This is a genomic window from Pseudomonas sp. A0308 (genome assembly GCF_044218815.1).
In the GTDB taxonomy this organism is placed as follows: domain Bacteria; phylum Pseudomonadota; class Gammaproteobacteria; order Pseudomonadales; family Pseudomonadaceae; genus Aquipseudomonas; species Aquipseudomonas iridis.
The window spans coordinates 3,641,315-3,653,331 of the sequence record NZ_CP162581.1 but is presented as its reverse complement, the minus strand read 5'-3'; the positions used below and the strand labels follow the sequence as shown (position 1 = coordinate 3,653,331).

13 protein-coding genes and 1 pseudogene are annotated in these 12,017 nt (G+C 50.3%); 6 read left to right on the top strand and 8 right to left on the bottom strand.

Annotated features, from left to right (window positions below):
* Positions 1–179 precede the first annotated feature (179 nt).
* Positions 180–650: a helix-turn-helix domain-containing protein gene (locus AB4P92_RS16790; protein WP_177326148.1), complete on the bottom strand. Its 471-nt coding sequence runs from the start codon at positions 648–650 to the stop codon at positions 180–182.
* 228 nt (positions 651–878) lie between these two features.
* On the opposite strand from AB4P92_RS16790, the gene AB4P92_RS16785 reads away from it, so the two are divergent.
* On the top strand, positions 879–1,436 hold the full coding sequence (locus tag AB4P92_RS16785; protein WP_042955636.1) for a hypothetical protein: 558 nt from the start codon (positions 879–881) through the stop codon (positions 1,434–1,436).
* 296 nt (positions 1,437–1,732) lie between these two features.
* Positions 1,733–1,984: pseudogene (locus AB4P92_RS16780) on the top strand (transposase domain-containing protein); the annotation flags it as partial.
* On the opposite strand, the gene AB4P92_RS16775 reads toward AB4P92_RS16780, so the two are convergent.
* From AB4P92_RS16775 to AB4P92_RS16750, 6 genes are all read right to left on the bottom strand, one after another.
* Positions 1,974–2,507, bottom strand: a complete 534-nt coding sequence (locus AB4P92_RS16775; RefSeq protein WP_020799359.1) for an NUDIX hydrolase — start codon at positions 2,505–2,507, stop codon at positions 1,974–1,976. The pseudogene AB4P92_RS16780 and the gene AB4P92_RS16775 sit on opposite strands and share 11 nt — an antisense overlap.
* A 92-nt stretch (positions 2,508–2,599) precedes the next feature.
* Positions 2,600–3,451, bottom strand: a complete 852-nt coding sequence (locus AB4P92_RS16770; RefSeq protein ID WP_020799360.1) for a universal stress protein — start codon at positions 3,449–3,451, stop codon at positions 2,600–2,602.
* Positions 3,452–3,462: 11 nt separating this feature from the next.
* Entirely contained in the window at positions 3,463–4,950 is a 1,488-nt protein-coding gene (locus tag AB4P92_RS16765; protein ID WP_020799361.1) for a SulP family inorganic anion transporter, read from the bottom strand.
* Positions 4,951–5,355: 405 nt separating this feature from the next.
* Positions 5,356–6,243, bottom strand: coding sequence for a replication protein C, IncQ-type (gene repC / locus AB4P92_RS16760; RefSeq protein ID WP_052024721.1), 888 nt, complete (start codon positions 6,241–6,243; stop codon positions 5,356–5,358).
* Positions 6,244–6,569: 326 nt separating this feature from the next.
* A complete protein-coding gene (locus AB4P92_RS16755) occupies positions 6,570–8,156 on the bottom strand; it encodes a relaxase/mobilization nuclease domain-containing protein (RefSeq protein WP_020799363.1) in 1,587 nt (528 codons plus the stop codon).
* The gene (locus AB4P92_RS16750; protein WP_042955638.1) at positions 8,149–8,523 is read right to left on the bottom strand and encodes a hypothetical protein; all 375 of its coding nucleotides are present in this window, start codon (positions 8,521–8,523) and stop codon (positions 8,149–8,151) included. Before AB4P92_RS16750 ends, AB4P92_RS16755 begins: the two co-directional genes overlap by 8 nt.
* 219 nt (positions 8,524–8,742) lie before the next feature.
* On the opposite strand from AB4P92_RS16750, the gene AB4P92_RS16745 reads away from it, so the two are divergent.
* From AB4P92_RS16745 to AB4P92_RS16735, 3 genes are read left to right on the top strand one after another with little or no spacing between them, the layout of a single operon-like run.
* Positions 8,743–9,777: a hypothetical protein gene (locus tag AB4P92_RS16745; protein ID WP_020799364.1), complete on the top strand. Its 1,035-nt coding sequence runs from the start codon at positions 8,743–8,745 to the stop codon at positions 9,775–9,777.
* A 14-nt stretch (positions 9,778–9,791) separates the two neighbouring features.
* The gene (locus AB4P92_RS16740; protein ID WP_155943739.1) at positions 9,792–10,241 is read left to right on the top strand and encodes a hypothetical protein; all 450 of its coding nucleotides are present in this window, start codon (positions 9,792–9,794) and stop codon (positions 10,239–10,241) included.
* A 30-nt stretch (positions 10,242–10,271) separates the two neighbouring features.
* Positions 10,272–10,619, top strand: a complete 348-nt coding sequence (locus AB4P92_RS16735; protein ID WP_020799366.1) for a hypothetical protein — start codon at positions 10,272–10,274, stop codon at positions 10,617–10,619.
* 260 nt (positions 10,620–10,879) lie between these two features.
* Here AB4P92_RS16735 and AB4P92_RS16730 read toward each other — a convergent pair whose 3' ends face one another.
* Entirely contained in the window at positions 10,880–11,317 is a 438-nt protein-coding gene (locus AB4P92_RS16730) for a hypothetical protein (RefSeq protein WP_020799367.1), read from the bottom strand.
* 446 nt (positions 11,318–11,763) lie between these two features.
* On the opposite strand from AB4P92_RS16730, the gene AB4P92_RS16725 reads away from it, so the two are divergent.
* Positions 11,764–12,000 (top strand): hypothetical protein, encoded by a 237-nt coding sequence (locus tag AB4P92_RS16725; RefSeq protein WP_020799368.1) that lies wholly within the window; start codon positions 11,764–11,766, stop codon positions 11,998–12,000.
* Positions 12,001–12,017: the final 17 nt, after the last annotated feature.

The window sequence follows — 12,017 nt, the reverse complement described above, 5'->3', positions numbered from 1 at the left end:
TTGAAGGAAGGCCAATCAGGGGCTCTGTGCCCCATACGCAGGGGTTCAATGCCCCCCTTTCAGGGGCGCTATGCCCCATAGCAGGGGTTCTGTGCCCCCTTTTTTCAGGGGCTCTATGCCCCCTATTCGCAGGGGTGATTGAATCGAATCAAAAGGAGCAAAAAAAGGACGGGGCACTGTCAGCTCTTTTGCCAGTGTCTCTGCACCGTAGAAGTGGGTATTCCTAGTTTTTGGGCGGTCTCTTTTTGCGTAAGCCCACCGGCCTTGCACTCCAGCACCGCTGCCAACCTCTTCTGCGAAACCTGAGCCCCTGAGGGCCGAGACTTTAGGCGCCCACCTTCGAATTCTTGTGGGAGCTCCTTTAGCAGTCCCATGGCGGTCAGCTGTTCAATCTCGGATTCGATATCACGAAGAACGACCTCATAAGGCGTTTCAGTACGAAGCCCTGTTGCGAGAGCGAGCAGCGTGATCGGCTTGACGTTGAGCATTGTCGCCACCGCCTCAAGCGTTTCCAAAGTCACGCTGACTTTACCGTTCTCCAGATTAGCAACATGAGTCGCAGTGACACCCTCCGATAACTGCTCTGCCTTGAGTTTCCGGGCACGCCTGACTACGCGCAGAACCGCAGCGAGTGAATCCCTCGAATCCACGGGATAGCTCCCCAAATCCAAGGATAAAGCCACATTGCAAGAACCCGTTCCATACAATATATTTTGGATCGGGTATGGCGAGGTGATATCGCGGGCAGGACGAGCGATACCCCACTCCACCCGACCTATGATCCTGGAATCACCGTGGTCAGCTAGAACGGCCAAGGCTCAGGTCGGGTATCGACCACATGGCCTACCGGCTCTTAAAGTCCAAAAGGAAAGGTTTTAATGAAGTTTGATTGCCTGAAAGTCACCGGAAAGATCGATTATGTCCGGTCTGTCACACCAAAGAGTGGAGGATACACAGCTACCGTCAGTATTGACGGAGCGGTCATCCCCAAATTGCAAATGACGAAAAAACTTTACGAAGAACTGGAAGTCGGCGAAAACGCCACGCTGTACGGTATCTTCAAAAAAAGTCGAGACAAGGAGAAAAATGACGGGGTACTCTACGGCGTAGAAAAGCAGGATGGCCAGAAGTTTTTCGCTACTAATCTAAGGCTTTCAGTACCCTTGATGCTGGTTCTCACAGCCGCTCTTCTATTCTGTTTGGTCTTCGTCGTGGGCTGGGCTGCTTCAATTTTCCCAGTGCTTTATATTTTTGGGAACGAGAGCCCCAACTACATGTACAACACGACCGTATTTGCCACAGTAGAAGCTAGTTTAGTTGCTGCGGTAATTTTGTGGCGGGCTTGGGTGATGATTGGTGCGACGTCAAAACCAGAATCCTGGGTGGCAATTGAACCCGCTACGCTTTCCAGCCGCTTCAGCAAATTCCATAAGTAAGCTTGCGGGTGGTCAGGTTGGTAGAGGCAGCCTTTCCTAGTCCGTGTCCCCGCTAGCGAAGCGCGCAGGGGGAGGGATTAGGAATGTACACCGGCAAGGGCCGAGACGCAGCTGGCCTGCGGCTCGGTTCATTTGAGCCAGTTTGTCGCAGGCAACACGCTATAAATCACCAGGAAAGCGCAGGTGGCAAAGAGCTCATTAACAGGGATTCTACGTCCAAAATTTGATGCCGTAGCAACGCTTGTTACTCGGTAACCGTCCGGCCAACTCACCTTCCTGACCCCGACGCTAAAGGGCCGTCGGCGCTTGGGCGCTCGAACTGGTTATTTGCCGGGTCGCTGCGCAGTGGAAAAAGGGCGGCGGCAATCATGAGCCTGATCCAGTCGGCGCGTATGAATGGGCACGATCCGTATGCCTATCTCAAGGATGTACTGATGCGGCTTCCGACACAGCGGGCGAGCGAAATCACGCAAATTATTCCCGCAGCATTGGATGCTTGCCTGAGGCAGGCTAAGTGGACTTCGCCAAATAGTCAGCTCAAAGGCTGATTGGCATCAACAATTCGGAAGCGACTTTTCTCAGCATGTAGGTTTCGCGCAGAATTGATTGCCCCATCGAAGACTCGTGACGCTGCATAACGGCTTCATTGTGCGTGATGGCTTCATGCAGGTTGATCCAGACAGGCCGCATACCATTAGCGATTTCGTGGCTTTCCATTCTCACGAGCTCTAGCTGGGGCGCTACTTCGCATTGATAAAAATGCGAGGTCATGTGCATCAGATCGTACTGTGGCTTCCAGTAGGGCCGGTACTCCTCGATGTAACCGTAGTGCTGGAGCACCTGTATTTCACGGGCACCAGTCTCTTCCTCAAGCTCACGCTTCAGGCCTGTGACAATGTCCTCGTCACCATCAAGGCCGCCTCCAGGGAAGCTGAAATCGTTATAGCGCTCGGTGAACAGCAACAGGATCTGCTCACCCCGCATCACGATGCCGCGTGCTGCATGTCGACGGAATACTCTGCCCTGCTTGGATTTCAGCTCGGGGTGAACAATTTCAGTTATGAGTTGCATGGGGTCTCGTTACGGCAAGATCAGTTAGTCATCGTCCAGGGTGGCCACGGCATTTCCGCAGTTCTGGAAATACTGTGGCCAGTGGAATTGGCTCAGCGAAGCAGCAATACGGGTAAAGTGGATGTTCGCAGCATCGTCGTGGTCGTGCTGCCTACCAGAAACTGCCTGATGCGTGAGTGCCCGTACGCCCCCATGACCAAGAGGTCAATGCTGTGCTCTGCCTGATACGCATGCAGTACCGACTCTACTTCGCCTGGGCGGATCTCGGCATGCACTAGCGGGCCAGAAGAGGCAAGTGTGGTTCGTGCTTTCTCCAGTTCGTTCTGGTTTTCTTCAGAGTCCGTACCAACCATGACGATATGAATTGGCAGGCCTTCGCACAGCGGGCTTGAAGCAAGCATCTGTACGGTCTTGTGGCCTGTAGCGCTGCCGTCAAATGCCACCATGACCGTTTCAGGTTTCCTGAAATGGCTAGTTGTAATCAGGATGGGGCGGTGGATAGTTCGGACTACCGCTTCAATCTGGCTGCCAAGGCTTTGGGCACTGCGCGTGCTGTCCTCACCGACTCTTCCAATCACCAGTAATCGAATATCGTCTTGGAGATCGCTCAGGCTCTCGACGAGATGGCCATGGCGCTGCTTCATATCAGGTGACATGGCGCCAGAGTGGGTTGTTCGCTCGCGAGCTTTTTCAAGCATGTGCTGCCCATGCTCCAAGGCCAGTTTTGCACGCTGCGCATCCAGCGTGGCCAACTCTTCCAGTAGATGTTCTCTGCTACCGAGACCGATATTGCCGCTGAGGTCAGCGGATGCAGGATATTTTTCCTTATCCAGCACATGAAGCAAGGTCAGGGGAGCGCTGAGTCGTTGCGAGGCCCATGCTGCGTAATCGCAGACCGCCAATGAGGATTGTGAGTTATCAATGCAGGCCATTACGTGGGTCATTGTCGTTCTCCTTAGTGGCTCATGAGCTTGTCGATGGCACCGGGTTTGTCATGCACGCCGAAGCGATCAACGATTGTTGCGCTGGCCTCATTGAGACCGAGCACTTCAACCTCAGCGCCTTCACGGCGGAACTTGATCACGACCTTATCCAGCGCTGCGACGGCGGTGATATCCCAGAAATGCGCCTGTGTGAGATCGATGGTGACTTTGTTGAGCGCTTCCTTGAAGTCAAAGACTTCAGTGAACTTGTCCGCAGAGCTAAAGAACACCTGGCCCACGACGTGGTAAGTCCGATGCGATTCCGTCTCTTCCAGAGTGCTCTTGATATCCAGGTAGTGCCCAACCTTATTGGCAAAGAACAGCGAAGCCAGCAGCACACCTACCAGTACGCCGTAGGCTAGGTTGTGAGTGGCCACGACGACCACGACGGTCGCCACCATGACGAGGTTGGTCGACAGCGGATGCTCTTTCAGATTACGCAAAGAATCCCAGCTAAAGGTGCCGATGGACACCATGATCATCACAGCCACGAGTGCCGCCATAGGGATTTTGGAGAGCCATTCGCCAAGAAATACCACCATCAGCAGCAGGAAAACGCCGGCACACAATGTCGAGAGACGGGTGCGGCCACCAGATTTAACGTTGATGATCGACTGGCCGATCATGGCGCAACCTGCCATGCCGCCAAGCATGCCGGCAGCGATGTTGGCCACACCCTGGCCCTTGCACTCGCGGTTTTTGTTGCTGGTGGTATCGGTAAGGTCGTCGACGATGGTCGCGGTCATCATTGATTCGAGTAGACCCACTACTGCCAACGCAGCCGAGTACGGGAAAATGATGCGCAGGGTTTCAAAATTCAGCGGAACTTCAGGCCAGAGGAAGATCGGGAGCGTATCAGGCAGTTGGCCCATGTCACCGACGGTGCGGATATCCAAACCGAGGTAAATGGCGATGGCAGTCAGCGTCAGAATGCACACCAATGGAGAGGGAATCAGCTTGCCGATTTTCGGTACATACGGGAACAGGTAGATGATTCCCAGGCCCGCAGCGGTCATGGCATAGACATGCCAGGTGACATTGGTCAGCTCAGGCAATTGCGCCATAAAAATCAGAATCGCCAATGCGTTTACGAACCCGGTGACTACCGAGCGTGAAACAAAGCGCATCAACGAGCCAAGCTTCAGGTAGCCGGCAAGGATTTGAAGTACGCCACATAGTAGAGTCGCGGCCAGCAGGTACTGGAGTCCATGCTCTTTTACCAGCGTAACCATCAGCAGTGCCATGGCGCCTGTCGCCGCCGAGATCATTCCGGGGCGCCCGCCGACAAAGGCGATGACAGCACAGATACAGAAGGAGGCGTAGAGACCGACTTTGGGATCTACCCCGGCGATGATGGAAAAGGCGATGGCTTCCGGGATCAACGCGAGTGCGACCACCAGCCCCGCGAGCACGTCGGCACGGACGTTGGAAAACCACGTTTGTCTAAGTTTTTGCAGCATAGAAATATCCAAGGCAAAGCATCGCGCACGCCAAGGGAATGGCGAGCGAATCGATACAAATTCAAATTTTGAGGATTTTTTTGCTGTGCGCTTAAGGTGTAAAACCACGCGTACAGCAGTGCGCACCCGCGAGCGAGGCTAGCGGAAGCAGGTTGTTGCGAGGGGGCGTAGCGCTAAGGCGGCGTAGGCTGCCAGTAGATCTTTTGGAGTACAGTCATGCTGATGTTCCTGTAGCTCAAGGGTATGCGAAGCAGAAGTATACAATGAAGCCATCGTCGATTGCGACCCGCTGACAAGCTCCGCATGACCTACGTCAGATACAGGCTTATTCAATGGGTATACCTGCGACCGGTTCTTGTCTGAGCTGATCTGTGTGCTGAGAGGTGAGTTGGCCAGACGGTTACGTTACTCGGGCACTTTCCCACGCAAATGACGCTTCTGGGCACCGGTAAGTGGCCGGATCACCGTAATAAGGCCTTTATCGTTAATTTCACCCTTCCATCCGATAGCGGTATTCATAAAAGAAAACGCTTTCCGAATGTCCTTTCTAAAGTCCGTAACATTTTTAGACTTGCTCCCACATAGTCTATGAATAGTTTCAACCTTATAATGAAAGGGGCTAGCATGAGTCGAATAAAACCCATGTAACCACTGAGCTAGCGGATGCCCCTTAAGAGCAAGTCGATCTTTTAGTTCCAAGAGCGTCCATCCGCCATCACCGTATAAATTAATAATATTAGGATTCATTGTAATGTAATATAGACCCTTCTCTTCATCACGCAAGTAGTCATGGATAAGATGGCCGGCGTAAAATAGACTACCATCCTTCACCTCAATAGTTGACTCAAGCAGACGCTTAAAAGACCCCTTAAGCCACTCTCTTTGAGACTTTCCAGTATCTCGTCCAATTGCTTTAAGAAATGGATGAGCTGAGACCTCAAAGCTTTGCCCAAGTGTTGAGTTTCGTGAAAGATGTAAGCACTGCTCCCAGACATCGAGATCCGCCTGATCTAGTTGCGGCCCGCCATGCATGACGCTCACACCTTTGAGAGTTGCTATAGGTGTGGCTAAGTGGATATCACGCTCCCCCCTACCGATAGCTCCAAACAGGGCACTGCGCAAGATAGAATTTGGAACGCACCTATAACCTTCTGACCATTTTACGAGTTGTGCTGTATGCCCTTCACGAAAGCCGAAAAGCATCTTAGCGAAGTCGCTCTTCAACATTTTTTCACGTGTTGTTTTAAGCGCGCTCCGTTGCAGGCTGTCGAGGACGAAATTATCATCACTCATGGCTATCACCATGCCTAATGGTATTCAGCAAATCGTCAACCTGGCGAGATTCCTCTGCTGTAAGCCAAAGTGTTCTTTGCTTATATCCTTCCGCGCGCATGCGGACGGCGTATTCAGCTTGTCTGGTTGCTCCAGATCTCGCTTTGTGTACAACAATTTTTTTCATAAAACACCCAATAATTGGTCACTGCTGACAGATTACGACTCAGTCAGTAGTGACGCAAATGGTATTTCGAGGTCAATTAAACAGACCTGTTTTTTTAGTTGAATTTACTGGGGTTTTAGAAAGAAAAATATTTTCGTCACTTCTGAGTTAATCGGTTTTTTTAGCGCCCACCGGGCCTGGGGCCGTTATTTTGATCATCAAGGTCATGGCCGTTGCGCTTCCATGTCGGAACATATCCGGCATCCTGTTTTTGTCGAGCCGCCTGATCGTCCTGCTCGATCTGGTGCCTCTGTTGAGCACTCGTCAAGGCGTCTTGAATCATCTTTTTACGTTCAACTTCAAGAAGTACAGCCCGTTCCTGCGTTGACTCAGAGACTTTCGCTGCGTCCTGGTGCAACTGCGTGCGCGTATAAGCACGACCAGGGCGATCAATATCAACACCAGTACGCGTGCCAAGCATTGCTTTAAAGATAGATCCGACGCTATCAGCTAGTAAATTGTCGTGTCCTGCCGGTAACTTATGATTTGCCCAGCGCTGCTTAGCTGCTGTAATTGCTTGTTGCTCCAGGCGCTGCGCCTGCGCCTTGAATTGTTGCTGAAAAAACCTGACCACTGGATCATCAGTTTGCGCAATTGCAACGTCTGACGCTTCAACGCCCGAACCGATAGTTGCTTGCTTGTAGTCTTCTATAGCGTCGCTATTACTGCTAATAAAATCACCAACACTAGACTTAAGATCTGGAATATCTTCAGCCGCTTTGTCGATTTCGTTAATAGCGTCTGCGTCTGCGCTAATGTCTGATTCAAACTCGTTATCTGCTGTTTTGTCTGAATCAACATATTTTTCTGCTTCGCCATGACGCTTTTCGACTCTGTCCGTTCTTTCCTCCATGACTCTCTTGAATTCTCGTCCAATAGATTCCGCTGTCGGTCTTTTTGCTTCTTGTAGTTCTCTTTCGCTAATTGCAGCCCCGCTAAATTCACTCTTGTCATAAATCCCACCTCTAAATCTCATGGACTTTTGATCGCCAAACTTTACAGATATATATTCATCAGAATGTCTTGTTATTTCCCCGCCAGCCTGTACAAAAAACTTCTCTATATCTTCCCTACAGGTAATATGTCCGCTATTGACTAAATCGGCGACAGCCTTATGTATCTCTCTTTTGCTTTGTGCATTTTTATCAAAAGGATTTATCTTTATATCTCTCGCAACTGACAAATCCCTGGGGTTTTGCAAGCCAAACTTATTGCACGCATAATCTACATAAACGTCGTTCTGCTCTCTAAACTTGTAGTCACTACCCTTACCACGCTTGCCCACATAATTTGGCTCAAAAGGATTCCAGTATTTACCGCTGCCAAGATGAACCCTGGGAATTGTGTAATGTATTTCTAAACGCCCGGTATGCGTGTGTTCAACTGCAAGCATATTCCTGCAATCTTCTGGAATGCCTGCAAAAGCAAAGCTTTTGAAGTCTTGCAATATTTTGTCTTTAAGTCCCGGATTAGCATTTATTAATACTGTTTCTTCCGGGCTAAAACTAAGTACGCCGGACGTGTATTTGTTTTTAAAAGTCAGGCTGTCGCACGCTTGGACAAATGATTTAGGGTCGCCTTCCAGGACAACCGGCGCCGGGTCTCTTTGTTTCCACTCTAGAGACTCCTTGTCGTAATACTCATCACCAGTCAGATAATCAACAGCTTTCTGCGCGCCCGTGGTTTGCATTGCCAGTCCATTAATCATGTGCGCGCTTCCTACCTGGCATCGGCTGTAGGCTGTTTACCTTATGTGATATAAGCCGCGCCTCTTCGCGAATATCATTTAATCGAATCAACAACAAATCCGCATCTGTGTCTTCCTGATGTATGTTTGCGTGCCTGGTAAGCATGTTGATATTTGAGTTCCACCTGCCCAGCCAGGCATTAAGCTCGCGCAACACCGGTCTCAAGTCGTCTTTTGCCGTCACGACCTGGCCGTGCTCGATCAGGGCACCCACATAGCCGCTGAGGCTCATTCCTGCGGCCTTGGCGTCGCGCTTGGCCTTGGCCCCAACCCACGATGGGATAAGCGTGTGCAACTGCACCCAGGGCCTTTCTGCTGCTTCTGACATATGTACACCTTCTTCGTGTGTTTGATGTTGACCAGGGGTCTGGGGGAACCCCAGTGGGATTAAAGGGCAAAGCCCTTTACAAGGCGGGAAGTTGTCGTAGACAACCTGCCGAGGAGCCTTGTTCGCTTTAATTCCACCACCCGCGACAACACATATTCAAGTGTTTTTTTGTTGCCTCTCATATATATTAGCCAAAATAACAAGAAAGGACGGGCAAATATGAGAACACCAAAAATCACAGTTTCCTTGATTTTACTGGTACTTTCTCCGTTCTCCCTTGCTGAAGTTTTGGTAAGTGATGAAGCATCGTTTAAGCAAAAATATTTCGACAACTTCAATAGAACTGTGGAAGCTGGTAAAAACTTTGTTCTTAATGCTGCCCAGTTGGAAGCTATTGGCAATACAGCAGAGATGGGTGTTGACGCAATAAATAATGGATTTGCAAACACCACGGCGCGGCTGGACAAGGGAAAAGAGGAAAGACAGAACCTCGAGCAGCTAGAACGTGCACAACCAGCAAGAGATGCTTGCGGCACATTAACGCTATCAGATGGCCTAGGTGATGCTGCATGCGCTGAACTCAATCAGATAGAGCAGCTGTCCAAGAATCGCGCTAAGCGTTATTCAGTCGCTACAGGCGGCGGCATCATGAACACTACCCTCGAAACGAACGTGCAGGACGTTAACGATGCTAACAACAAAGCCGCAACGGAAATTATGGATGAGTGCGACCAGCTCGCTGGTAAGTGCCGTGACTCCAAGCTATGGCTATCAGGAGCGCTAACTGCTGATGAATACAGGGCTCTGCAACTGCAAAACGACCTTGCAGCTAATGTAAAAATCGCAGTACCTCAAGTCACCGGACTTGTCCCCGGCTCGCCTGAGCATGCTAGAGCCCTTGTGCACGATTTGCGAAGGGAAAATTCACGCGAACAGAATAGAGGCAGTCTTGATGCAATCCAGGTCGCTCAACATGGCACGCTGATTAACGGTGTGCGCGCACCTGGTCGGGTGGAGCTTTATGAACAGTACGACGATAAGCACTCCGGTAGCAAAAAGTGGATATGTGCAATAACAAATAGTTGTACTGACAGTTATGTACCACCGGCTGAGGCACAGCGCCAAAGCGCTGAAATGAAGGCCGTGGAGATTTCACTGGCTCTAGATCAATACAAATCTAATCTTAGAAGTGAAGCACTGTTGAACAGTGCATTGCTCCATGTACTTAATGACAATAAGCTAAAACAACAATAAGAGAGATGCTCAACATGGCGGACTTTGTAAGATTAACTCAAGCGCAGAAAAAGCAATTTAACGACATATATGTGAAATACCACGAAAGCTTTGAGCTTAACGAAAGTGAACGGCTTAACGCTGCAATTTCAAAAGAATATGATTCTTTGTCTATGGAACCCAGTGGGCAATACGTTTTGATTTCAAAAACAGAAGTTCACCCGCAGGTATGGACTGCATTAGGTCGAGCAGGTGTCGGCAAGATTCAAGACTTCGATAACGGTGATGAAGATCCCGAATACAACAAAGCGAGAAAGGTTGATTTAAACGTGCTGGAAGCGCTGTTAAGACTTCTTGTCAGCCTGATCCAGTCCGCGACAAACGCCCTAACAGGTGGGTCAGGGGATGATGGAGACGGGGACGGGCAGACCCCTAAGTCGATCAAGAAGCACCCGCAGCGCTCGGATGACGGCTATGTCCGCTAACCCTTATTCCTCTCGACCTGGAGCCCATCAATGAAATTCCATGCAGCAATCACTTCAGCTGTTATAGCCGCTGCCGCGACCATGGCACATGCAAATGCGAGTGTTAATGTCATTTCGTCGAAGTCTTCACTTAAGGCCAAAAACTCTGCCAAGGCTTTGCTCGAAAAACATGACCTCTCGCTTCTGGTCGATTCAAATCTCAACGACCTTGCGGCGGCAATGAAACTCGACGATAAACCGCTGAAAATCGACGTAGGCACGCTTGCAGCGGCGCTTGAAGGTGCAGACTCAACAACATTGAACATCTACAACCCGAATCTCAATAGCTGCTATGGCAACTGTTACACGAATTGCCACGGTTCTAGAAGCTGGAGGTAGGTCAGGGATGGACGCAGTGACGCGTGACCTGCGCAGCGGATGCGCTTGAGCCGCTGACAGCTAGCCGCCGAAACGGCGAAGCAGCGAACTCGCCCCGCCCGGCCATGCTGTGGTTTTTATTGCCTAGGCATCGATTAACTAAAAGTGAGTATGTGCCAAGATATAAATAATCGGCGCCACGCACGACTAATCAAAAACACTCATGCAATCATATTGAATTTATCATACAACCTGGTCGAAAAATCTCTAGAGCTCGATAGCTAAGGCTTCGTGTACGCTCGGTTTGACCGCAATTCAGCCTTTGGTTTGGCGTACCCGGCTTTGCGTAAGTCACTACGTGTAGCGTCAAGTTCAGCCCAGAGCTCGTTGGCATGCTTGGCAGTAAACTCCTTCACTACTTCCTGATCTTTAAGCGCATCACGGAACTCGGAAAGCACCAGCGCAGCACAACGAAGCTGGTATAGCTTACGGCTCCACTTCATGTCCTCTACCTCTTTCTTCCTCTTGTCTTCACGAGCTTGAAACCAGTCCTCAAGCTGCTTGAACTCCTTCTCGTTGAGTGCCGATTTAACTTGCTCAGGCATGACGAGCGCATCTCTAGGGAAGCTACCAAGCATTTTTTCAACACCGCGTTTCTTCGTCTCGTCGTAGGTCGTGCGTATCAGTTGATACACCGTTTTAAGCTCGCGAATCTGCATGCTGGCAGTCTCCCATGGTTGTCTACATACAATCATGGTATCACCACATACCGATTGATCATATATGGGTATACGACCATGTATCAAGATCAAACCAATCGGTATGCCGACACGGTATACCGATTTTAGTTTTCTGATAATTAATATGTATACCCATATAGAGTATCTGGGTAGTCGTGAGGTGGCTGTCGGTCAGTGGGCAACGCCCGCTGGCTGGTAGGCGCCCGCTGCCGGCAGGCGACCTTGCCTTGCTATGTGGGGAGACCATGCGTAGGGAAGAGCGTCAAAAAGGCAATGAGAATAGCAAAGTGCCAGCCTTCCTTGCCACCCTCGTACTAGAGCCTTTTTCAGAATAAAGCTTTATCCAGAATGTGGGTGTCCGGACTACCAGAACCCACTATTCTGGTATACGATGCACGTCCTCACCAATGGCCGGAGGCCTCAGGATGCACACCGAGATCGTTATGAATAAGCGTCACGCGGAAATGAGCACGCAGGAGCGTTTAGAGTATCTGGCGGATGATTTGGAAGCGTATATTCCCTGCCCTTACCAACGCGACGTTTTAGAAACCTGGCTGTCGCTACAATTAGCCAGCGCCAAACACACTGGCTCAGAAGCCGGAACCTCGCTCGATATCGCCTACGAGGATTGGATTAACCCAGATGACGAAGAAGACGATTGATCAAGAAATCTTGAGCA

Excerpts from the sequence above, each read along its gene's own strand:
- AB4P92_RS16785 (WP_042955636.1), top strand. The coding sequence starts at position 879 with ATGAAGTTTGATTGCCTGAAAGTCACCGGAAAGATCGATTATGTCCGG.
- AB4P92_RS16775 (WP_020799359.1), bottom strand. The coding sequence starts at position 2,507 with ATGCAACTCATAACTGAAATTGTTCACCCCGAGCTGAAATCCAAGCAG.
- AB4P92_RS16770 (WP_020799360.1), bottom strand. The coding sequence starts at position 3,451 with ATGACCCACGTAATGGCCTGCATTGATAACTCACAATCCTCATTGGCG.
- AB4P92_RS16765 (WP_020799361.1), bottom strand. The coding sequence starts at position 4,950 with ATGCTGCAAAAACTTAGACAAACGTGGTTTTCCAACGTCCGTGCCGAC.
- repC (WP_052024721.1), bottom strand. The coding sequence starts at position 6,243 with ATGAGTGATGATAATTTCGTCCTCGACAGCCTGCAACGGAGCGCGCTT.
- AB4P92_RS16755 (WP_020799363.1), bottom strand. The coding sequence starts at position 8,156 with ATGATTAATGGACTGGCAATGCAAACCACGGGCGCGCAGAAAGCTGTT.
- AB4P92_RS16750 (WP_042955638.1), bottom strand. The coding sequence starts at position 8,523 with ATGTCAGAAGCAGCAGAAAGGCCCTGGGTGCAGTTGCACACGCTTATC.
- AB4P92_RS16745 (WP_020799364.1), top strand. The coding sequence starts at position 8,743 with ATGAGAACACCAAAAATCACAGTTTCCTTGATTTTACTGGTACTTTCT.
- AB4P92_RS16740 (WP_155943739.1), top strand. The coding sequence starts at position 9,792 with ATGGCGGACTTTGTAAGATTAACTCAAGCGCAGAAAAAGCAATTTAAC.
- AB4P92_RS16735 (WP_020799366.1), top strand. The coding sequence starts at position 10,272 with ATGAAATTCCATGCAGCAATCACTTCAGCTGTTATAGCCGCTGCCGCG.
- AB4P92_RS16730 (WP_020799367.1), bottom strand. The coding sequence starts at position 11,317 with ATGCAGATTCGCGAGCTTAAAACGGTGTATCAACTGATACGCACGACC.
- AB4P92_RS16725 (WP_020799368.1), top strand. The coding sequence starts at position 11,764 with ATGCACACCGAGATCGTTATGAATAAGCGTCACGCGGAAATGAGCACG.